The sequence below is a fragment of the Endozoicomonas sp. SESOKO2 genome (assembly GCF_024606245.1).
GTDB lineage: Bacteria > Pseudomonadota > Gammaproteobacteria > Pseudomonadales > Endozoicomonadaceae > Endozoicomonas_A.
Genome location: NZ_JAHHPQ010000248.1, coordinates 1 through 20664, shown reverse-complemented (window position 1 = coordinate 20664; position 20664 = coordinate 1). Strand labels below are relative to the sequence as shown.

Below are 20664 nucleotides of genomic sequence, written 5' to 3'. Positions count from 1 at the left end.
CTTCCTGCCCGGATGATTCTGATGGCGGGTTGGGTTGTTGGTTGTGTCCAGAGCCGGGCATCATAGCGGTTATCACAAACGGGTGATCCTGACTCGCCTCCCGGAGTTCCATAGAGTTAAACGACGGTGAATCGATGTCCCAATAGCTTTTTAAAAGCGAACCGAAAGCGGCAACCACTTTTACAGATATCCCTGAATAAGGGTTGTAGTATAGTGGAGTGTCTTTGGTGTTAAGAACCAGTTCATAAGCAATCAGCAGATTCGTGGCGTAAAGCCATTGCCATGAAATCGACTCGATGATGATCGTTTTCATCACGTCACTGTCAGGTTCGGGTGATTTGCTGTCAATTGGCAAGTCAGGTTCTGAATAGCCGTTTGTGTTGGGAATGTGTGAAGATTTGTCTGGTAATGTTTGTCGGTCAAGCCATACAGAAAAGCTCTGGCCTGGAAAAACTGAACTCTGTTCAAGCTCGACAAGAAAACGTGCTGTAAAGGGTTCAGCCTGGCAAACAACAGACAACAATATGAGCAACCGCGGTGCCGCAAAGAGTGAGAGTTTAATAATTCTATCCTTGCATTCTGGTATACAGAGAGGAAGGATAGGCCACCTTATAACAAAGGATGTGAAAAGCGACGGGAATCCATACAATCCGGCGGCTGTGCCCGACCGCAGTGTATCCTCTCACTAATAGCTGGATAGACCTTATTCGATAAACTTCCGGGGTACACTCCCCCGCAGGCACTGACACACCCGGCTGCATTGCGTATAATCCGCCACAAAGCTTACTGATCATGAAAATTCAGCCTCTGGCTGGGATTTCATAGTTCGGGGCAGGCATTCTGGTCAATCACCGCGCCTCAACAATGACAGCGCCATAATGACTGTTTAGGGCAACATTTTTTGCTCCATGGCCTTACCCTGTGCACATAGCTTATTTTTAATAGCAGAAAGCACTCTCTGGTTAACACAAAAGGCTTAAGGTCCTGATAGATGGCTAAAGTAACCCTGAAAACCCTGGCCGAAATGAAACAATCCGGCGAGAAATTTACCAGCCTGACTGCCTATGACGCGACATTCGCCCATCTGGTCAGCACTCAAGGGGTTGAAGTCATTCTGGTAGGAGACTCCCTTGGAAACGTCATACAGGGTAATAGCAGTACGGTTCCCGTTACCGTCGACGACATGTGCTATCACACCCGCTGTGTAGTTCGGGCAGCCCACGATTCCATGATCATGGCAGACCTTCCTTTTGCTTCCTACGCTACCGAAGAGCAGGCAGTGATCAGTGCTGCCAAAATCATGCAGGCCGGTGCCGAAGTGGTGAAACTGGAAGGTGAAGGCTGGTTGCCTCCCATCGTGACCCGTCTCCGGCAACAAGGTATACCTGTCTGCGTTCATATGGGGCTGACCCCACAATTTGTTAATGTCTTTGGCGGCTACAAAGTACAGGGTCGGGAACAGGAAAGAGCCAACAGCATGATTCAGGCAGCCATCGAGCTTCAGGCTGCCGGTGCTGCCATGTTACTACTGGAGTGTGTGCCCAATGATCTGGCACGGGAAATCACTAACGCTGTGGAAATCCCGGTCATTGGCATTGGTGCCGGAGACGGAACCGATGGCCAGATTCTGGTTATACATGACATGCTCCACCTCACTCCGGGTCGCAAGCCCAAGTTTGTCAAAAACTACATGCGGGACAGCACCTCTCCACAGGAAGCTGTGGCCCGGTATGTTGCGGAGGTGAAAGACGGTACTTTCCCGGGGTCGGAACACAGTTTCAACTGAGTTTCTCTATTCAGTCAGGTTCCTGAATGATCTGGCTGAGTGATATGATCAACACTATCCTGAAACCGCCAAAAGCCAAAAATACTGGTTTTTTTAAGTCACTGACCGTCTGGTTACTCACAATGAAAACACTTCATACCATCGCTGAAATCCAGACTGAGATAGCAGCCTGCAGAGCTGAAGCGAAAACCGTCGGTTTCGTGCCAACCATGGGTAATCTGCATGGCGGTCATCTGACTTTGGTCGAAAAAGCCCAGGAACTCTGCGATGTGGTCGTTGTCAGCATTTATGTTAACCCACTGCAGTTTGGCCCAAATGAAGACTATGACTCTTATCCTCGTACTATGGAGCAGGATCAGCAGCTGCTGATCGAGCAGGGAGTAGACCTGCTCTACACCGCCCAGACGACAGAAATTTATCCTGAAGGCAGCGAACACCACACCCACGTCACTGTCGAAGAGCTTGATGGCATGCACTGTGGTAAGAGCCGTCCGGGCTTTTTCACTGGCATAGCGACTGTGGTCAGCAAACTGTTTAATATTGTTCGCCCCGATGTGGCTGTATTCGGGGAAAAAGACTTTCAGCAGCTGGCAATTATTCGCAAAATGGTCAAAGACTTGTGCATACCTGTTGAGATTGTTGGTGCACCTATTGCCCGCGAAGATACCGGACTGGCTATGAGTTCCCGTAACGGTTATCTGACGCAGAAAGAACGTGAAGAGATAGCTCCTACACTTTATCGCTGCCTGCAATCTGCCCGTGAGGCTATTCAGGCAGGTGAGCGTGATTATGATCTGCTGCGCCGTGACGCTTTTGCAACAATGGCCCAGGCTGGATTCAAGCCGGACTTTTTCAACATCAGCAGTACTGCCACTCTTCTGCCAGCGGGCCCTGAAGATCAGCAGCTAGTCATTCTTGCAGCCGGTTACCTGGGCAAAGCCCGACTGATTGATAACATTACTATCAATTTGTAATGACCCGAATACTGCCGACTGTTGTGCACAACCCCGGCAGTATTTACTCACCCTCCAGAGGTTGAATTGCATCATGACCCCTCTTAAACATCTTTCCTCATCTTCATCACTGGAAACCCTGAAACAAAAAATGGCAGGGACTCACCTGCGAGAACTGTTTTCGGCTGACAAGGATCGATTTGAACGCTACAGCCTGGAAGCAGCTGGCCTGTTTCTGGATTACTCCAAGAACCTGATTGACGATGACGTAATGTCTTCCCTGATGAAGATGGCTGAAGAGGCCAGACTGCCAGAAGCGATTCAGGCCATGTTTCGGGGTGAGAAAATCAATAACACCGAGAAGCGTGCCGTTCTGCACACAGCCCTGCGTAGCTTTGGCACAAACCCGGTTCTGGTAGACGGCGAAGATGTAATGCCCAAAATTCGTGATAGCCACGAGCGCATGAAAGGCATTACTGACTCAGTCCATTCCGGCGAGTGGCAAGGTTTTACCGGCAAATCCATCAAACACATTGTTAACATTGGTATTGGCGGCTCCTATCTGGGTTTGAAGACAGCCATCAATGCCCTGACGCCCTTCCACGTTGATGGGCTCGAACATCACTATGTAGCTAATATTGATCCGAACGAAATTTCCGAGGTTTTCTGCAAAATTGATCCGGAAACGACCCTGTTTATCGTGGCTTCAAAATCCTTTGGCACACTGGAAACTTTGCAGAATGCTCAGGCTGCCCGTGCCTGGATGTTGGCAAAAGGTTGTGCTGAGTCCGACATTCGCAAACACTTTGTGGCTATTTCTACCAACCTCAAAGCCATTGACGAGTTTGGTATCGCCCAGGAAAACACCTTGCCACTGTGGGACTGGGTCGGTGGCCGTTACTCTCTGTGGTCCACCATTGGACTCATGATCAGTCTGGTAGTGGGCTTTGAGAACTTCCGGAAACTGCTGAAAGGCGCCTGGGAGATGGATAAGCACTTTGCCCAAGCGCCTCTGGAAAAAAACATGCCGGTTATCCTGGGTATGCTGGGTGTCTGGTATCAGAACTACTTTGGCTCAGAGTCCCAGGCCGTCATTTCCTATGATTTCTTCCTGCGTGACCTCCCGGGCCATTTGCAGCAAATGGATATGGAAAGTAACGGCAAGCAGACCCGAAAGGACGGCAGCAAGGTCGATTACCAGACAGGTGCCGTTATCTGGGGTGGCACAGGCACCAACGACCAGCACGCCTATCACCAGCTGCTTCATCAGGGTACACGACTGATTCCTGTCGACTTCATTGCCCCGGCTACCAGCCATAATCCACTGGGAGAACAGCATCCTTGGCTATTCGCCAACGCTCTGGCCCAAAGTCAGGCCATGATGCAGGGTAAGCATCTGGATGAAGTCCGTGACGAGTTAACAAAGGCGGGCATGAGCAGTGCCGATGTTGATGTTCTGGCACCTCACAAGGTGATTCCCGGCAACCGTCCCAACAATATGATTGTGCCTGAGAAAATCACTCCGGAAGTCGTGGGTGCCCTGGTGGCACTCTATGAACAGAAAGTCTTTGTTCAGGGAACCCTCTGGCAGATCAACTCTTTTGATCAATGGGGCGTAGAACTGGGTAAGATTCTGGGCAACCGGGTTTATGACCGCCTGAAAGAGAGCGGTATGACTTCCGATCAGGACAGCTCCACCAATGGACTGGTTAATCGTTTTAAGCGTTTTAATGCCTGATTAACACTGATTGATATCCTCCCTGTCCTTAAGAGGCTGTCGCAAAAGGTTGGTTACTCTCCCGTCATTCCCGCCTTCGCGGGAATGACGACCTCAGAAGCGTGGGAACGAATTGTTGGAGTTTTGCGACACCCTCTCAAAGTACGGGGTTTTACGCTTATTCGATAACAGGAACCAGACTCTATTACCGGGAACAAAGAGTTATCGTAACTAACTAATCGGTTAGTGACATTTTAACGACAAATACTTAACTTAAGAAAAAACCAAAATTACAACTATTTGCAAAGCATGGAAGCGGTGAGTTGATTCTAATCTAATCAATCAATTTCAAACTAATGGAGAAAATACTATGGAACCTGTTAGACATTCAATCAACTCGATGAATTTTACATCGCAGCCATTAAATCTGTCGGGTACATCCTATGGGGTTACTTCACAGGCTTCTGATATTGTTAAAAAACTGATGGATAAAGTATCATTCGGAATCCTTGGCACTCAGGGCGTAAAGGACGACAAAAGCAAGGTAGTGTCTGCTACCAGCCTGGCTCCGGTTCTGGGTATGCTTCTGGCGTGTATGGATGATAAAGAGAGGAAAGCATTGGTTCTGGGAATCCCTGCAGATGCCTTGACGGATGAGCTGGAGATTGAAATCCATAAAAAACTCGGTGAATTCAGCGTAAAACACGCTTATGGTGAGCATCCGGATGAAGAACAGGCAATCTCTTGCGCTAACTTATTAGCTTTTGCCAATACCCTCAATAATGAGCAGCTTAATCAAATACTGTCTGAATGTTATCAAACCGAAAAGCTGGATTGTCAAGGCCATTGGCTGGCCGATGTCACAGATGCTTACGTCAATGAGAAAACCCGGGGAAAAATTAAATCGTTGTTTGGTGGTCTTTCTCAAGGAGAACGAGACAGAATTACAGCGGTTATAGCGAATGTGATGGAGTTCCGGGGTATCTGGGAGCACGAAATGCCTAAACACAGAACGGTCCCCGGCAGATTTCTTTGCGCAAATGGAAGCATTATTAAAAACGTCATTATGATGTGTTCAACTGAAATACTTCAATTTGTTCATAACAAAGATTTTGGTGCCATTGGCAAAAAATTCCGGTCTGCGAATGGTGAAGATCTTAAATTAGTCGCAATAACACCAGCTGATTCAGAAAATCCGACGGCGATCGACAAACTTGATTATGAAACAATTGACCATCTGATTGAAAGATTAAACTATCGTGAAGTGAAGCTGGATCTAAAGCTGCCCAAAATAAAAATGACGGATAGTTGTGATACCCACTTACTCGACAAAATTTCTCAGACATTTGGAACAGACATAATAAAGGCTGAAGATTTATCAAGATTAGGCAAACCGGGAGGTCAGCAGCTGGAAATACTTCAGAAGGTCTCTTTATCTGTTGATGAAGAAGGCGCTCATGGTACAGTTGCCACTGCCGCAACAAGAAGGCTAAGGGGCATGTCCAAAGGGTGTTACTTTCACTTTGACTGCCCTGGCTACATTGCTATTGTGGACAGACAAGGTAATCGCTTGCTTGAGATGATGATAAAGGATGGCAGCTTTTTTGAGTTTCAAGGTGAACCTTAAAGACAAAAACAGAAGGCCATTGAATGTCTTGCCATCCGGCAGGAGCTTGCTCTGGCGAGCAAGTCAACACTCCTCCCCGCACTGGATGTACAGGGTATCCAGTTGAGGAAAAAAATGAAATTCGAGAACGGATTTCAATTAAAACGAATTAAGGAGTTCTTTATGTATGGATATACCAAAGACTGGCATTGGTCACGTTGGAACGACTTACACCCTTACACAAGATAATAGTGATGGGGATTCTTCGGGCTCCGGTGTTGAGGCCGTTTATCCTCAGCCAAAATTGACAGCACAACAATATAACCAGGCATCTGCTACTTTCATCGCAGATCGCATTGTTAATACGTCTTCTGAGACAGATGACGCTAATCACAGGGGTTGTGAGAATAGTTCCAAAGTACAGAAAAGGCCACTAACTGATGACTCAGACATAGAATCTCAACGTTGCAAGGTGATTAAAAGTGCTGACACGATTATCTCTAAAGAACTCGCTCATAATCGCCATAAATATGCACGGCTTGCAAGGCAGTGGCTGAGTTATGACCCCATCTACCTCGACACTGAAACCACTGGCCTGAATAAGAACGCCGAAGTTGTAGAGATCAGCATAATTGACAGTTCCGGAAAGATACTACTGGACACCCTGGTAAAACCTGCAAAACCAATCCCCCGGGAAGCCATTGATATTCATGGCATCACTAATGAAATGGTAGAGAATGCCCCTGCATGGGCCGAAATCCATGACGACTTCCTTAAAGTTATAAAAGACAGAACACTGTTAATGTATAACGCTGACTACGACAAGAGAGTTATCCTGCAAAGCTCTGGCCTTGATCGTTTCGACTCTCAGTGCTCAAGGATAGGGTGCGTTATGAAACTTTTCGCTGCCTACTACGGCCAATGGAATCACTACCAGGAAGATTGGCAGTATCAGAAACTAACTGCAGCAGCAGACTATATGGGAGTGAAAGTTGAGGGGCAGGCTCATAGGGCCCTGGCAGACTGCCGTATGACACTAGGCATATTGAAAACCATGGCCGCAACCACTGAACCTGTTGACATCCCCCCGCGCTAAAGAGGGTGTCGCAAAACCTCGCAAAATCCGGTCATCTGAGATAAAGCATTTTTACCGGCCACCTCATGACAACAAGACGGCAAATTTCGCTCCAACAGCCCCTCCATGGTCTGAGTCGCTCGCAGTCCATACCAGCCTTTGAAAGGATAAGCAGACAGCTCAATAGAGATCGTGCATGGGGGGGCTCGGGCCTGGCGCCTGATTCCCAGTCATTCAAACGTAACATTTGTCGTGTAGTCTTTCCTGACACTCAAGGGAGAACTATGCACAGGAATACCCTTTTTCGTGCGACTCAATGGAGCTTCTTCGTTGCCTCATTGTTATCAGGCACATTACTTCTGCTACCCTTTTCTGTTTTGCAGACAGACCGAATCAATCTCAACCAGCTGAGCTGTCAGGTTGATGTATCTAAAGGTGACAAGACATTTCGCATTTATACCCCTTCAGATTGGCAAGCAGAAGCTATGGCGGCTTTATTCTGTGAATCGGTGTTAACGGGAAGCGACTACGCTCGGGTTGAATTATCTTGGAAGCCCAGGGAGCATCTTACGCCTGATGATCTCTTATCCCAACATTTTGATCTCCTATTCAGCCGACCTCGAGTACTCAATGGTCTGGCTCCGGACACGCAGTCTCTCTATCAAGAGACCTTAGTGCTGCCAGCCTACACCATCTATCTGTACGGCCACATACCCATTTATCAACTATCTTCAGCAACACTATATAAACGCAATATTGGATTACTGAACGATAAGCGAAGCCAGTCAGGTTTTCTCGTACCTGAAATCGAGCTCAAAAAACGCGGCGTTGTCCTTAATGATAGTGAAACAAAGTGGTTCAATCATCGAGCCGATCTGGTTGAAGCATTTGTCAAAAACCAAGTCGATTTTATTCCCGCTATCGGTATTGAGCCTGAACTGACCGACTGGCCACCTGAGCAGCGTTTTGAACTGAAAACCATTCCTTCTGCGGGAAGCTGGTACCTGTCCAGAGCATTGAGTCAAGCACTTAGATGTGAAGCCAGTCAATCTTTACTCGAGAGGCACCAACAGTCTCCTGTCATGGGTAATCTGCTAATCAAAACTACTATGGCAACGGATGCCTGCTCATAGCAGCACACTATTTACGACTATGAACACCTATCACGCCACGCCAAATCAATACCGCTCATGTGCACTGTCACTGGTCATCACCTGCCTGATATTCACATTGCTATGCCATGCTAACGAGCTAGCACTTAATTATGTCATACAGTCTGCTCTTGAAGAGTATTTACCCGACGCACTCAACGCCGCCCTGGTAAATAGTTACGATAAGGAGGAACTTTTAAAACGCAGTGCAATGACATTGAAAGCATGGATAGAGAGCGCAAATATAATATCGCTGGCCAATATCTCGATGTTCAGTGATATTGAGGTTTTAGAGATATCTCTAACTCCAAAATCCTCACCACAAGACTCAGATTTATCATTCTATTTAAATAAGCAGGCCTTTAGTCTGGATTGGCAGATTTCTGTCGTTCATTCTGAGATAGCCCTGTTGCTGATGGCAACGCTTAGTGCTCTTGCAGGGCTCGTTTTCTATCTCCAATTGCACCGAACAGGCAGACCGGCCCAGATAAAATCGGCAACCAATGCAGTACCAGAGAATAAACCTATTAGCTCGGAGCACGAAATAACAGCAGATAGTAGTGAGGTGAGTGGCGTGCTTACGAAAAACACTGAGCCGGCATCACCTCATGTTTCTTCTGTGACTAAAGCCGCGCTCAACCTTTCCAAACACACTGTCAGTATTGGTGACAATACTCTCGAAATGTCTAAGACCCCATTTTTCTATTACTACTGGTACGCCAAGCGTAGCCTGGATGGCCTGCCTGCTTATATCAATCCTTGTAGTACCAGACCCGATACAGATAAAGGACACGAGTTAGCACAGATCATGCGTTCTTACAGGGGGCATGCGCGAGCAATCAATGAACTAGAGCAACACGGTCTGAAAGCCAGAACGCTTGATCAAAACCGGAACAAAATTAAAGAAGAAATGAGGGCGCACTTTGGCGACTTGGCCCAAGCGTACTTGTTCGTAAAAAGCAGAGACCAAAAAACCGGGCGCTATCAACACGCACTCATGGATGATAATTTTTTAATAAAAACAATCAGTTAAATTTAAAGATATCTCTAAAAGCTTAGAAAGCTTGTTTTAACATAACCGTCATCAATCCCTTCTAGCTTGGTTATCAACTTTCAAGCACACAAAGGGATAAACTATGAACACCAGATTTGCTGCGTTGGCATTGGCCATCGGTTTAGGGGTTAGTGCCCAAGCAAACGCAATGAATATTCTTTTGACCAACGATGACAGCTGGTCGACAACCAATATTCAGACGCTACATGCTGCTCTCAAGGCGGCAGGTCATGACGTCATCATGTCGGCACCATGCACGGGGCAAAGTGGTAAAGGTGGTGCTGTCCACTTTATGAAGTCGGTCTCGGTTGATCGCACGCAAATCGATAAAGACCAGGTCTGTGTCGGTGACACAGACGCTAGCGTTGCATTTGAAGACTATGTCGAAGGTACGCCGGCCATGGCTGCGCTTTACGGTATTGATGTGTATGCTAACGAACGCTGGGGTAAACAGCCTGACCTCGTTATTTCCGGCCCCAATGAAGGCAACAATGTTGGCTTTTCAACCAACATGTCCGGCACCCTGGGGGCAACAAACGCAGCTATCGCACGTGGTATTCCTGCCATCGCCGTCAGCGCTTATGACGGTGAGGCAGACAAAGCGCCTCATGTTGCTAACATTGTCATAGAACTGCTTGATAAGCTGGTTCCCCAGACAAAAGATGGGGCACCAATACTGCCAAAATTCACGGGCCTCAATGTCAACATTCCTGAAGATCCTGCCAATCACCGCGGTTTCAAACATACCCAAGTAGGCTGGAATGCGGGCCACGACAACATGATCGTCAAGTTCACTGACGACTTGTCATCAAGTGACATGCTCATGGGTTATGTGGCAATCGAATTGATAGAAAATGATCCAAGCCTCACCATGGATGAAGCCATGTCCATCGCCAAAGAAATGTATAAGGACAAAGCAGGTATCAGCATGGATTCTGACGCTGAGTACGCTGATCAGTCTGAAAACAGTGAGGGCATTGCTGTCGGCCAGGGTTATGTCACCATCAGCGCTATTCAAGCCAATGTCCAAGGTTCTGTTGCCAAGTCTGAGTGGGTTCGCTACATGCTCAACGAATTGTTTTAAGGAGGCAGCATGAAAAAGCTTTTACTGCTAAGTGCTGCCGCCACCGTTCTGGCAGGCTGTAACGATGGCACGGACGACAACTCGACTATGAGTCAGAGCGACTTTGTGTCCGAATATCAAGGTCAATATGTGGGCAGCCAGCTGGTCGACCAGGAGCCGGTACATCTCGGGCTCACTGTAAACGAAGGTGCATTCTATCTCACTGTAACTGAAGCTGATGAGTCGTCTACCGTTTACACAGGTGACTATAACGAACAAACGAGTAGCCTGAGCTTCAATCAAGGTAATATTCAGTGTCAGCTCGGTGATGTATACCGTTGCGAGTTTGATGGAGACTCGTTTGAACTCAGAATGCACAGCCCGGATGACTGGATCGCAATTGAAAATGTGAGCGGCACATACAGTAATTCTGCTGGTGCCACCTTGACCATTGTTCAATCTGGAGAGCAGGTCTATTTTGAGCTGCCAGACTGCATGCAGTATGGACAAAAAATGGGACCCAATGAAATCAAATTCGACGCTGGCTTCTGCTTTAATCAAGACGAAATAGCGATGATCGAGCCAGAAACTCTTGAGGCGACTGGTGACACACTTAAGGTGACATCGACCAGTCCTTTGCTTGCGGGTTACTGGTTTAAAGGTTAGACGACATTTACCCGTCAACCACTTCAAAAAAAGCCGCCCATACAACCCTGTTTGGGCGGCTTTAATTTTCGATGGCTTTTTGACCCAACAAGGCAACGCTTTACTGCTGCGGCGGCAATAAAATCGCCTGCATCTTCAAAAGCCTGTCTTCAAGCGCTTGCTGATCCGGATCCGCTTCAGACAGTTTCTCTCTGAATACACCTACCAAATCAAGAAATGCCGTCCTGAGTACTTCATTCTGCTGGCTCAGGTCCTGATTCTCCTGCATGACAGCTGGCATGTCTCTTTCCAGGCGAAACTCCAGATCCTCCAACTTGCTCCTCAAGTGCCTCGCTTCTGTTCCAAGCTCAGCATTTCGACGCCCGGCTTTTTCAGCAAATTCACGGGCTTCGTCCAGCTCAGCCTGTGTATCAAGCTCAATCTGTGCCTTTGCTTTGGTCAGTTTCCTGACCTCTTCACGCCACTTTTTCTCCTCTTCTTCCCGGTCACTTGCCATATGTGCAAATTGCTCATTTTCGGCCTTAAGCTCTGTCAGTTGCTTCCTGATTTCTCCCACTTCCAAGGCGGCCTGACGGGCTCGCATTTTATGCTCTTTCTCATGATCTTGAGCCATTCTGAGTGCTTCCCTGAGCTCTGAGATTTGCTGTTCCAACTCATTCTTTTTCCTCATAAGATCCTGATATTCAAAGCGAGAGACACCTCGAGGACCATGAGCCTGAAGATCGGTCAAACTTGTTTCATCGATCGTAGAAACAAGCTGAGTTAAAGAATTGGGTTGATGTGTGGCGGTACTGAGACTGACATAGGCTCCTTCATCGTCAAACTCAACGCCTGACTCCCGGAAATCAAAACCAGGGCCAAGCCTTGGAGCCTGCCCGCTGTTTTCGGACAAAGCTTTCAACCTGTCAATTTCAGCCATGGCCTCAGCGTGTTGTTGCTGCAACAGCTCCAGTTGGCTTTTGGCAGCATTGTAGTCTAATTGAAACACTAATTTAGCCGCCTCTTCTTCATGAAACTTTTGCCGGGACTCGTCCAAATCCTGCCTGAGCTGTTCAAGCTGAGTCCTGCGTTCTCTCTCCGCCCGGGAAAGCTGAGCCTTTTGATCAGAGATCTCCTTGTGCTTAAGCTTTAGCTCCTGCTCAATGGTATCGGCTTTTGAGGCTTTCTCCCTCAGCATGGCTACCTCACTTCTCAGCTCAAGCCGCTCTTTCTCAATTTGCATTTTGGCCTTTTTCTTCTCATCCGTAAGTTGGCGGACCTCTTCAGAGAGCGTGTCTACCTGTTGTCCCAGACGAACAGACTCACTCTCAAACTTTTTATAGCTTGACTTGGCTTGAGCCGCTTCACTGATCGCTCTCTGTTCCGCTTCGGACACGTTGCTCAGTTTTGCTTTCACGGCAATAAGCTGCTGTGTCAGTTCACTCACTCTATCCTCAGACTGGCTATAGTCCTTCCTGAATCTTGCTTCGGATGACTGCAGCGCATCTTCAGCTTTCTTTTTGTGAAGCTTCAGTTCAGTGACCTGAGCGGTCAGCGACTCTATGTGCTGCCTCTGTGAACTCTGGTCTGACTGAGGCTGACTGGAAGCCAGTTTCATTTTTGTTTCTGCTGCCAACAGCTTCTTTGCCATAACCTCTAAGCTCTTGACTTGTTCGGCGAGTTCCTTGTCCGCTTTATGCTTATCTTCCATGTGTCTGCGCAATCCAGCTTGCAGCGTTTCAACCTGCCCTTCCAGAGTTGCCTTGGCGGTATTCCACTGCCTGGATTCAGTCACCCAGGCTCTCACTTCACCCTCTTTCTTCTGCAGCGCTTCCCTTGCGCTTTGCTCTGCCATAGCCGTCTTTTTCAACAGCGACCGGGTCTGTCGCAGATCAGTCTGAACCTGGTTGAGCTTCTCTTTGCTGGCTTTCAGTTCAGTTCCCGTGACTCTCAGTTGTTCAAGTTCTGTCTTCTGCTGATTCAACCAAACTTCCAGCGCTGAAATACGACCGTTAGAACCTTTTAGCCGGGTTTGGGTATCCTTTAACTGTTTTTCCAATTGAGTTTTTTGAGATTCAAGCTCGGTTAAACGCTCTTCACCCAGTCTGAGTGCCTGCTCCAGTCTTTGGCTTTTTTCAAAATACCCGGACGCTTTTTCACTCTTCTTTTTCATAGCAAGATCGAGAGACTTAAACTGGGTCGACAGCTCGCGGTAATGAGCTGTTTCTTTCTCGTACTCCGCCTTCTTCTCTTCCAGCTCCTTATAAAGCTGGATATTGGCATGACTGGCCTGGATTCTTTCATCAGAGACTTGACTGGCGAATTGGGCTCTAAGACGACGCACCTCAGTGTCAGAAGAAAGTTTGTCGGCCTGCAACTTGCCACTGCGCTTTCGCTCTCCATCCAGTTGGGATTGCAGCTGTTCAATCTGAGTTTTCAAGAGGTTCAAACCTTTTTCGGCGTTCTTTGTCTCATCCATGACTTTCGTCATTTCTGCACAGTGGCTTTTTAACTGCCCTTCAACAACCAATGCCCTTGCACGGGCCTGATCTCGCTCATCCCTGATTTTATTCAAATCTTCCGTCTGTTTTTTTGTCAGCGTTTCTAACTGATCGTTTTTATGCTGCAACGCTGTCAGAGTCTCCAGAACGTCTGGTGCTGATCTGAAGCTGGCTTCTGGACTTTGCAACTCTGTCTGCAATCGAATGTTTTCAGGTCCCGGTCCGGAAACTGGCCCCTCCGTCTTTTGCTGATCCCGTAACTGGGCAGTGAGCTGGTTTAGTTTGAAATTCAGTTGGTCAGCACGTTCGGCGTCTCTAGCTTTTTGATCATTGAGTTTATCAATGGCTTTCTGAAAGATACTTATATGACGGTGGGCTTTGGATAAATCTGCCTTTAAAGTACTGACTAATTTATCAACACCTCTCATTCTGTCCTGCTCAGTCAGCGCCTGAATCATTTGCTTTTCATTGTGTTCAGTCTGTCGTGTAAGCTCCTGAACTTTTCTATCCAGTTCATGAGCTTCCTCACCTTTAGCTTGAATCATTAAAGTCTTCTGACGCAACTCATTCTCAAGTGAGCGAACCTGGTCACTCAAAACCTTAAAGACAGCCCTTGGTAAGTTTGGATCACACGCTTGCGAATGCCGCTGATCTCTTCGCTGGATTTCAGCAAGGAAGGATTCATTTAACGTTCCGAATTCATCCAGAAGCTCATTAGCCATTACCTGTATCGCTTCCTGATCCTTAAGCTGACTTCTTAACGCCTGGTCATAGAAGGGAATATCCTTTCCTAATGAAACCTCAGTCTGCCTGACAGTCTCCAAAACTTCACAGAGCTGGGCATGCAGCTCGCAGATGCGCTGGTAATCCTTCTGAATACGCTCATCCATTTTCTCCAGTTCAGCCTGAACGTTAGCATCAATGGCCCCGGCAGGCGTGTTCCAAAAACTACCCAACCAGGATGAAGACGCCGCTACCGTCCGTGACTCCAGAGATTTACTGCCATTCAGAAAACGACTTCGCACAGGCTGCTCTGGCAACTCTGATACAATTATTTCTCTCAGCAATAGGCTAAACGTGCCTTTAAGAACACGACACCGTTTCAATGCATATTCCGCAGTATTGCCGGAATCGTTGCCGAGCCTCCCGTTGGTTGCCTGAACAATAGAACCTGGCAAAACCAGCGGTCTTCCTAAACTTTGGGGATCATTCATGGAACTACTCCTTTTAGAGGTTTTAGAGAATTCATAAATGATTTGACTCTGGGCATTAAGACTTGTTCCCCGGTAAGATCCTGAATAACTTTCTTGTTAGCTATCCTGACTAAATTTCTTCAGCCGTAGAGGAAATCCGCTACTCTCGCCGTAACATGATCGACAAACCCATTTCCTTCACCGACATTCATGGTCATCTGGACAGTAACATCCGTCCTCAGACCGTCCTGCTGCTGAGAGACAGATAAAGAAACCAACTTTCAGTTTGCTGATCCTTTTTCATAATCACAGTCCTGCTTTCTTGTTAGTTGCGCTTACATCAATGTCTTGAACTTTTATCCTGGAAGCAACTCAGAGTTACTCAAGTACATCAATGTTTTAAGCAACATACTTGTAATCAAGGATAAAACTAACTTAATGAAAGGAACTTAATATGAATAACTTAAATTCTCCCGCCGCTATCGGGCTTTCAAATCCAGCCATAATAGAACCTGTTCAGCCGCAGGGCGCACCAACAGGTGTCGGTTTCGGAAGGGTTGGCACTGAAGGTGACCAGAGTGAATTTTTGAGTCATCAAGGTATTGACCGTTTACAACAAGCAAGCTCCCATCAACAAGGTTACAGAGCCAATAACCGCCGTGTGGTGACCGTTAGCACCGATGGCAGCGCGAAAATCTATAACCGGCAAGCCGATGGATCATTAGCAAAAGAGGCCACTATCACCACTGCAGATCATGTCAACTCAGCCACATTAAGCGACGATGGTCTCCATCTGGTCACTGTCGGTGACAATCACATAGCGAGAATTCATGACTTGGAGTCCGACGGAACATGGGTAGTAAAAGCCATCATTTCCCATTGTGAGCCGATCACATCAGCAACTTTCAGTACCGATAGCCGCCATCTGGTGACCGTCAGTGACGATAACACGGCGAAAGTTTTTGGCCAGGAGACAGATGGATCATGGTCATTAAAAGCCCGCATTTGCCACGATGACAAGATCAGATCAGTCACCTTTAGCGCTGATAACAGGCATGTGCTGACCGCTAGTGACGATCACACGTCGAAAGTCTTCGGCGAGATGGCGGACGGATCGTGGTTAGAAAAAACCATTATTCACCATAATGGGCCGGTCAAATCCGTAGCTTTCATCGACGATGGCCGTCGCCTGGTGACCAGCAGTCAGGATGGAACGGCGCAAGTCACTAAACTGGATTGATTGCTAGTGTTTACCCACGGTGTGAGGTGGTCGTTCTTGACACCTCAACACTGATTTGGGGAGGCTTATGTCTCTGTCGTCTGGTTGCCAATTGAGACTGCTTTCAGCTCAGCCCTCAGGGTCTCAATCTCTCTTTGCATAGCCGCCCTGTCGGTATCCCACTGTCTGGATTGAGCGACAAAGGCACTCAATTCGTTCACTTTCTCTTGCAAAAGAGACTGACTCCGTTGCAGATCATTCTGAAGCTGAGAAAGTTTATTTTTGGGTATCAGGTCAACCCCCATTGCTGTGAGTTTCTGATACATATTTTTCAACTTTCTCAGCATAAGCGCTTTTTGACTTTCTACTTCAGATAATTGCTCTTGTGTGGCTTTAAGCATTTCGGCCTTCTGTAACAGGGCATGCTCAAGTTGCTCAGTCGGTCTGGATTGTTCCAATCGTTCTATCCGGGCTCTGAGATTGCGATCCCGATCATAATCTGATGAATGCAGGGCTGCTGAAACATGATTCCCCAGATTGTCAGCCAGTTTAGTCAGTTCAGCATTTTCTTCCTGGATTCTCCTTATGGTGTCTTGATAGCCACGATTAAGATCAGCATTTTCTTCCTGGATTATTCTTAAGGTGTCTTGATAGCCACGATTAGCTTCTATTAAATCCTTCTCCAGTCTGTCAGCCCGTTTGGATAGGACATATCTTTCTTCCTCGAGTTTTCTAACGTCTTTTCGGGCTGCAGTACAAGAACGGTCAACTTCTTCCAAGTCCTTTTTCAGCTTTTTAGCGTCATTGTGAAGACGATCTATTTCATATCCTTTATCTATTAAGCGAACATTAGCTGAGTTTAAATCCTTCTTCAGCTTTTGAACCCTTTCTGGAGTCTCATATTCTCCCTCCTGGATTTTACGCAGGGCATCATCACCCTCTTTTCTTTCTTCTCGGGCTTTTTTAAGTTCTTGCCGGGCTTCATCAAGTGCTTGCTGAAGAATTATTGTACGATCACGAAGCACTGTCTCAATTTTTCTATCGCCCGGTTTAAGAATTTTGCTACCGCTCTGTTCAGACTGTTGTGATAGCTTCTGGATTCTTTCACCCAGTTGTTCAACTTGCTTATTTTTACTCTCAAGCATTCTGGTTTTCTGAAGTAGCTCATTCTCAAGAGAACGTTGTTTTGCAGTCACAGCCTGGAAGAATTCACTACCCATTGCCGTTAATTTTCCCGAATTCTCATACTGCTTCTGTAATGCTTTTTCATAGAAGGGGATATCTTTGCCCAATGCCGTTTCAGTCTGCAAAGCCATTTCCAGAACGTTACCGAGCTGATTGTTGAGACTGCAGATGCGCTGGTAATCCATCTGAATACGTTGATCCATTCTCTCCAGTTCAGCCTGAACTTCAGCATCAATGGCCCCGGCAGGCTGTCGCGAATCGGTTCGCGTGTTCCTTAGACTACCCATCCAGGATGAAGACGCCATTACCGTGCGGGACTCCAGAGGTTTACCGCCATTCAGAAAACGGCAAGGCTTAGGGGGGGCAGGCAAATCTTCCACGACCGTGCCTGCCCGCATCTTGCTTAGTATTTCTGTAAGAGCACAGCATTGATGCAATGAATAGATCGCAGTACCGCCCGGATGCTTGTTTAACTCCTCAGTTGTCCCCTGAACATGTTGACTAATCAACCTGTCAGGTTCGGGTGGACGGCTTACCGTACTTGATGGAATGGCCATCGTAATACTCCTTTTACAACATTCAACAATTCATAAATCGTTTGACTATTAATGAACCTGATCCTGGGAAACTTCCATCGCCTCTGATTGGTTGTTCTGTAATAGCATGCTCAGTTTATCCATCAGATTTTCAATCTCTCTTTCCATAGCCGCCCTGGCGGTGTTCCACTGCCTCGATTGATTGACCCAGGCGATCACTTCATCTTCTTTCTCTTGCAAAAGAGAGCGGGTCTGTTGCAGGTCATTCTCAACCTGAGAGCGCATTCTTTTTTCAGCTTTGAGACTTTCTTGTGTGTAGGTCAACTGTCTCAGCAAAACATTGTTTTCAAGTTCCAGTTCAGACTGTTGCTCCTGATTGTCGTCAAGCGCTGTGGTTTTTGGATATAACTCATTCTCACGCTGGCTCGATCGTCTGGATTGTTGAACTTTTTCTTCCCACATTTTATTAAAGAGACTTAGATGAGCATCTGAACAACGACGAACTACTTCTAAATCCAACTCCAGACTTGCAACCCGTCTGGATAACAAATCGTTTTCTTTTTGCATTTCTTTTAAGTCAAGCTGCTGTTTATCTGAGGAACGACCAGCTTCTAATAACTTCTGATTCAGCTTCCTGAGTTCTATGTATTGTTCATAATTATCTTCCTTCAGCTTTTTAACCTTTCTGGATTGTTCATCATTTTGTTCTCGTATTTTTTTTAAGGTATTCTGATCGCGACGGGCTTGTACTAAATCCTGCGTCAATTTCTGAAACTCTTCGACGCTCACACTTTTTCCATCTTGGGTATTGCAAAGGTCAGCTTCAATCTTTTTTCTTTCTATTCGAGCTTCTTCAAGCTCTTTCTGCATCTTGGTTGAACGAAGTCTGGATACCTTCAGTTGGTCTTCTAATTGTGTGACTAATTTATTAGTTTGAAGGGTTCTGAATGGCTGGTCCGCTGCCTCAAACGCTCTATTTTTTCTATGGAGGGAAATATCGTTTTCTAATGAGTTTTCAACCTGCCGAGCAGCATTCAGTGATTCACCGAGCTGACTGTGAAGCTGGCAGAGATGATGGTAATAAGCCCTTCTTTGCTCATCCATATGTGCCAGTTCAGCCCAGACTCCATAACCATTGGCTGCGTTAATCCTGCGTAAAAAGGTTGGCATGTCCTCGGTACTATCCTCCAGGGATGGATAGGCTAACACCGTCCGACGGTCCAAACATTTAAAATCACTCAAAAGATGGCACGGCGAAGGGGGTTCAGGTAACTTTTCCACAGTGATCCCACTGCGCATCTTGCGTAATGGATCTATAAGAACTCTGCATTGATATAATGAATATTCCGCAACACTGCCGGAATGGCGGCCGGACCTATCATCTTTGACCCGAACACCCGGGTCAGTTACGTTTGCTGGGATTGCTGCGTTTGATGGATTTGCCATTATAATACTCCTTTTGCAACGTTAAAAAATTCACAACTATTTGACTATCAACGACCCCCATCCAATGCAGCTCCAGTCTCTGTCGTCTGTTCATCCATTGAGAGTGCTCTGAGTTTAGCCCTCAGGGTTTCAATCTCTCTTTCCATCGCCGCCCTGTCGGCATCCCATTGTCTGGATTGCTTCTCTTGTTCATCCCAGGCTTCGCCTTTGCTATCGTGATTAGCAGCCAAGCGACTTTGATAGGCTCCTACAAGTTTCTCCAGAGACTCAATCCGTTTGGATTGTTTCTCTTTTTCAGCACAGGTTTTTTTTCTGTATTCCAGCTCATTATCTGTGTAAAGTTGATACGCTGCTAAGCGTTCGTTCAGAGACTCAACCTCTTTGGATTCTTTAGCTTTTTCTTCCTTGATTTTATTGAGGTCTCGCTGCATCTCTGTTGCACGACAATCAGCTTCCCTCAAAAGCTTCTCTAAATGGATGACTTTTTCATCAACCAGCGCCTTTGCTTGCTGTTCGTCCTGTGCCCGAACCCTTTGCTGCTCGCTATGTTCAAGCTGTCGTGTAAGCTCCTGAATTTTTCTGTCCCGTTCAAGAACTTCCTGATTTTTGTCCTCAAGCATTTTGGTTTTCTGATTGAGATAATTAAACATTACCTGCAATTCTGGCTGATCCTTGTGCTGGTCTAATAGCGCATCCTGATAGAAGAGAATATCGTCATCCAATGCCAGTTCAGTGGTCATAGCAAAAGACACAATTTTATTGCACAGACTAAATTGCTCGCAGAAACGCTGGTAATCCTGCTGAATACGTCCATCCATTTTCTCCAGCTCAGCCCGGATTTCAGCCTCACTGGCCTCGCTAACCTTTCGCGAATGGGTTGACGAGCTCTGCCCGGATGAAGAAACTTCCACCGCCCGGGATTCCAGACGTTCCCCACCCTCCAGAAAAGAGCACTGCGCGGGACGCTCAGGGACCGTTGGCCATGTCATGCCTTTCGTAATCCCGATTAATGTATCTTTAAGAGCGCAGCATCGACGCAATGAATACATCGTAGTGCTGCCCCTATGACGGTTGGGCGTCTCAGATGTCACCTGAACATTAAGGTCAGTTCCTGGTGAAGTGCTTCCTGTACCTAGTGGATTTGCCATAGTAATACTCCATTTACAACATTTTATAATTCAGTAACCATTTGACTGTGACCGAGTATGACTTGTTCCCCTGTAAGAACCTGAATAACGCTTTTGTTAGCTGCTCTGACAAAATTTCTTTAGCAGATAGGGAAATCTGATACTCCCGCGAATGTTGAGTACACCATGTCGGATGTGCTCACCCGCCTGAGAAGTGACAACGAAAACCGTGAAGAGCTGGACACCCGGGTTCTGGCCCTGCTCGATGCTGAGCAGGATCAGGAAGAACTCTGCGTCAGCCGGTTGAATCGATTCCTGATTGCTGGAGCACGTGAATTGGCTTTTCAGCTGGCTGGCAGCCTGTCGGACTTAAGCGTCCGTAGCGAGGATTGCAAGAAATTGAGTTT

The 20664-nt window shown here is 46.9% G+C and carries 16 protein-coding genes; 11 read left to right on the top strand and 5 right to left on the bottom strand.

Annotated features, from left to right (window positions below):
- On the bottom strand, positions 1 to 532 hold a 532-nt coding region (locus KDK17_RS05975; protein WP_257287588.1), incomplete at its 3' end, for a hypothetical protein.
- A 459-nt stretch (positions 533 to 991) separates the two neighbouring features.
- On the opposite strand from KDK17_RS05975, the gene panB reads away from it, so the two are divergent.
- The 9 genes from panB to KDK17_RS05930 all read left to right on the top strand — a co-directional run bounded on the left by panB (position 992) and on the right by KDK17_RS05930 (position 11071).
- A complete protein-coding gene (gene panB / locus KDK17_RS05970) occupies positions 992 to 1786 on the top strand; it encodes a 3-methyl-2-oxobutanoate hydroxymethyltransferase (protein ID WP_257254429.1) in 795 nt (264 codons plus the stop codon).
- A 122-nt stretch (positions 1787 to 1908) separates the two neighbouring features.
- Positions 1909 to 2760: a pantoate--beta-alanine ligase gene (gene panC, locus KDK17_RS05965; protein WP_257254437.1), complete on the top strand. Its 852-nt coding sequence runs from the start codon at positions 1909 to 1911 to the stop codon at positions 2758 to 2760.
- Between the two features lie 73 nt (positions 2761 to 2833).
- Complete coding sequence (pgi, locus tag KDK17_RS05960; RefSeq protein ID WP_257287587.1) at positions 2834 to 4477, top strand: glucose-6-phosphate isomerase; 1644 nt, start codon at positions 2834 to 2836, stop codon at positions 4475 to 4477.
- A 349-nt stretch (positions 4478 to 4826) separates the two neighbouring features.
- The gene (locus KDK17_RS05955; RefSeq protein WP_306671238.1) at positions 4827 to 6083 is read left to right on the top strand and encodes a serpin family protein; all 1257 of its coding nucleotides are present in this window, start codon (positions 4827 to 4829) and stop codon (positions 6081 to 6083) included.
- Between the two features lie 166 nt (positions 6084 to 6249).
- Positions 6250 to 7158, top strand: coding sequence for a 3'-5' exonuclease (locus tag KDK17_RS05950; RefSeq protein ID WP_257254431.1), 909 nt, complete (start codon positions 6250 to 6252; stop codon positions 7156 to 7158).
- A 263-nt stretch (positions 7159 to 7421) separates the two neighbouring features.
- Positions 7422 to 8270: a phosphate/phosphite/phosphonate ABC transporter substrate-binding protein gene (locus KDK17_RS05945; RefSeq protein ID WP_257287586.1), complete on the top strand. Its 849-nt coding sequence runs from the start codon at positions 7422 to 7424 to the stop codon at positions 8268 to 8270.
- A complete protein-coding gene (locus tag KDK17_RS05940; protein WP_257275784.1) occupies positions 8257 to 9321 on the top strand; it encodes a hypothetical protein in 1065 nt (354 codons plus the stop codon). The genes KDK17_RS05945 and KDK17_RS05940 overlap by 14 nt, the downstream gene beginning before the upstream one ends.
- Before the next feature lie 103 nt (positions 9322 to 9424).
- A complete protein-coding gene (locus KDK17_RS05935; RefSeq protein WP_257275785.1) occupies positions 9425 to 10426 on the top strand; it encodes a 5'/3'-nucleotidase SurE in 1002 nt (333 codons plus the stop codon).
- Positions 10427 to 10435: 9 nt separating this feature from the next.
- The gene (locus KDK17_RS05930) at positions 10436 to 11071 is read left to right on the top strand and encodes a hypothetical protein (protein WP_257254435.1); all 636 of its coding nucleotides are present in this window, start codon (positions 10436 to 10438) and stop codon (positions 11069 to 11071) included.
- 100 nt (positions 11072 to 11171) lie between these two features.
- Here KDK17_RS05930 and KDK17_RS05925 read toward each other — a convergent pair whose 3' ends face one another.
- Positions 11172 to 14765, bottom strand: a complete 3594-nt coding sequence (locus KDK17_RS05925; RefSeq protein ID WP_257287585.1) for a hypothetical protein — start codon at positions 14763 to 14765, stop codon at positions 11172 to 11174.
- Positions 14766 to 15198: 433 nt separating this feature from the next.
- Between KDK17_RS05925 and KDK17_RS05920 the strand changes: the two genes are divergently transcribed.
- Entirely contained in the window at positions 15199 to 15984 is a 786-nt protein-coding gene (locus KDK17_RS05920) for a WD40 repeat domain-containing protein (RefSeq protein ID WP_257287584.1), read from the top strand.
- 65 nt (positions 15985 to 16049) lie between these two features.
- Here KDK17_RS05920 and KDK17_RS05915 read toward each other — a convergent pair whose 3' ends face one another.
- From KDK17_RS05915 to KDK17_RS05905, 3 genes are read right to left on the bottom strand one after another with little or no spacing between them, the layout of a single operon-like run.
- Positions 16050 to 17705, bottom strand: a complete 1656-nt coding sequence (locus tag KDK17_RS05915; RefSeq protein ID WP_257287583.1) for a hypothetical protein — start codon at positions 17703 to 17705, stop codon at positions 16050 to 16052.
- 48 nt (positions 17706 to 17753) lie between these two features.
- Positions 17754 to 19130, bottom strand: coding sequence for a hypothetical protein (locus KDK17_RS05910; RefSeq protein ID WP_257281183.1), 1377 nt, complete (start codon positions 19128 to 19130; stop codon positions 17754 to 17756).
- Between the two features lie 47 nt (positions 19131 to 19177).
- Entirely contained in the window at positions 19178 to 20278 is a 1101-nt protein-coding gene (locus KDK17_RS05905; RefSeq protein WP_257281184.1) for a hypothetical protein, read from the bottom strand.
- Positions 20279 to 20443: 165 nt separating this feature from the next.
- Between KDK17_RS05905 and KDK17_RS05900 the strand changes: the two genes are divergently transcribed.
- On the top strand, positions 20444 to 20664 hold a 221-nt coding region (locus KDK17_RS05900; RefSeq protein ID WP_257287582.1), incomplete at its 3' end, for a hypothetical protein.

Bases quoted from the DNA above. Each gene is read 5' to 3' on its own strand.
- KDK17_RS05945 (WP_257287586.1), top strand. From the start codon at position 7,422: ATGCACAGGAATACCCTTTTTCGTGCGACTCAATGGAGCTTCTTCGTT.
- KDK17_RS05935 (WP_257275785.1), top strand. From the start codon at position 9,425: ATGAACACCAGATTTGCTGCGTTGGCATTGGCCATCGGTTTAGGGGTT.
- KDK17_RS05940 (WP_257275784.1), top strand. From the start codon at position 8,257: ATGCCTGCTCATAGCAGCACACTATTTACGACTATGAACACCTATCAC.
- panC (WP_257254437.1), top strand. From the start codon at position 1,909: ATGAAAACACTTCATACCATCGCTGAAATCCAGACTGAGATAGCAGCC.
- KDK17_RS05955 (WP_306671238.1), top strand. From the start codon at position 4,827: ATGGAACCTGTTAGACATTCAATCAACTCGATGAATTTTACATCGCAG.
- KDK17_RS05930 (WP_257254435.1), top strand. From the start codon at position 10,436: ATGAAAAAGCTTTTACTGCTAAGTGCTGCCGCCACCGTTCTGGCAGGC.
- panB (WP_257254429.1), top strand. From the start codon at position 992: ATGGCTAAAGTAACCCTGAAAACCCTGGCCGAAATGAAACAATCCGGC.
- KDK17_RS05910 (WP_257281183.1), bottom strand. From the start codon at position 19,130: ATGGCAAATCCATCAAACGCAGCAATCCCAGCAAACGTAACTGACCCG.
- KDK17_RS05950 (WP_257254431.1), top strand. From the start codon at position 6,250: ATGGATATACCAAAGACTGGCATTGGTCACGTTGGAACGACTTACACC.
- pgi (WP_257287587.1), top strand. From the start codon at position 2,834: ATGACCCCTCTTAAACATCTTTCCTCATCTTCATCACTGGAAACCCTG.
- KDK17_RS05905 (WP_257281184.1), bottom strand. From the start codon at position 20,278: ATGGCAAATCCACTAGGTACAGGAAGCACTTCACCAGGAACTGACCTT.
- KDK17_RS05925 (WP_257287585.1), bottom strand. From the start codon at position 14,765: ATGAATGATCCCCAAAGTTTAGGAAGACCGCTGGTTTTGCCAGGTTCT.
- KDK17_RS05915 (WP_257287583.1), bottom strand. From the start codon at position 17,705: ATGGCCATTCCATCAAGTACGGTAAGCCGTCCACCCGAACCTGACAGG.
- KDK17_RS05920 (WP_257287584.1), top strand. From the start codon at position 15,199: ATGAATAACTTAAATTCTCCCGCCGCTATCGGGCTTTCAAATCCAGCC.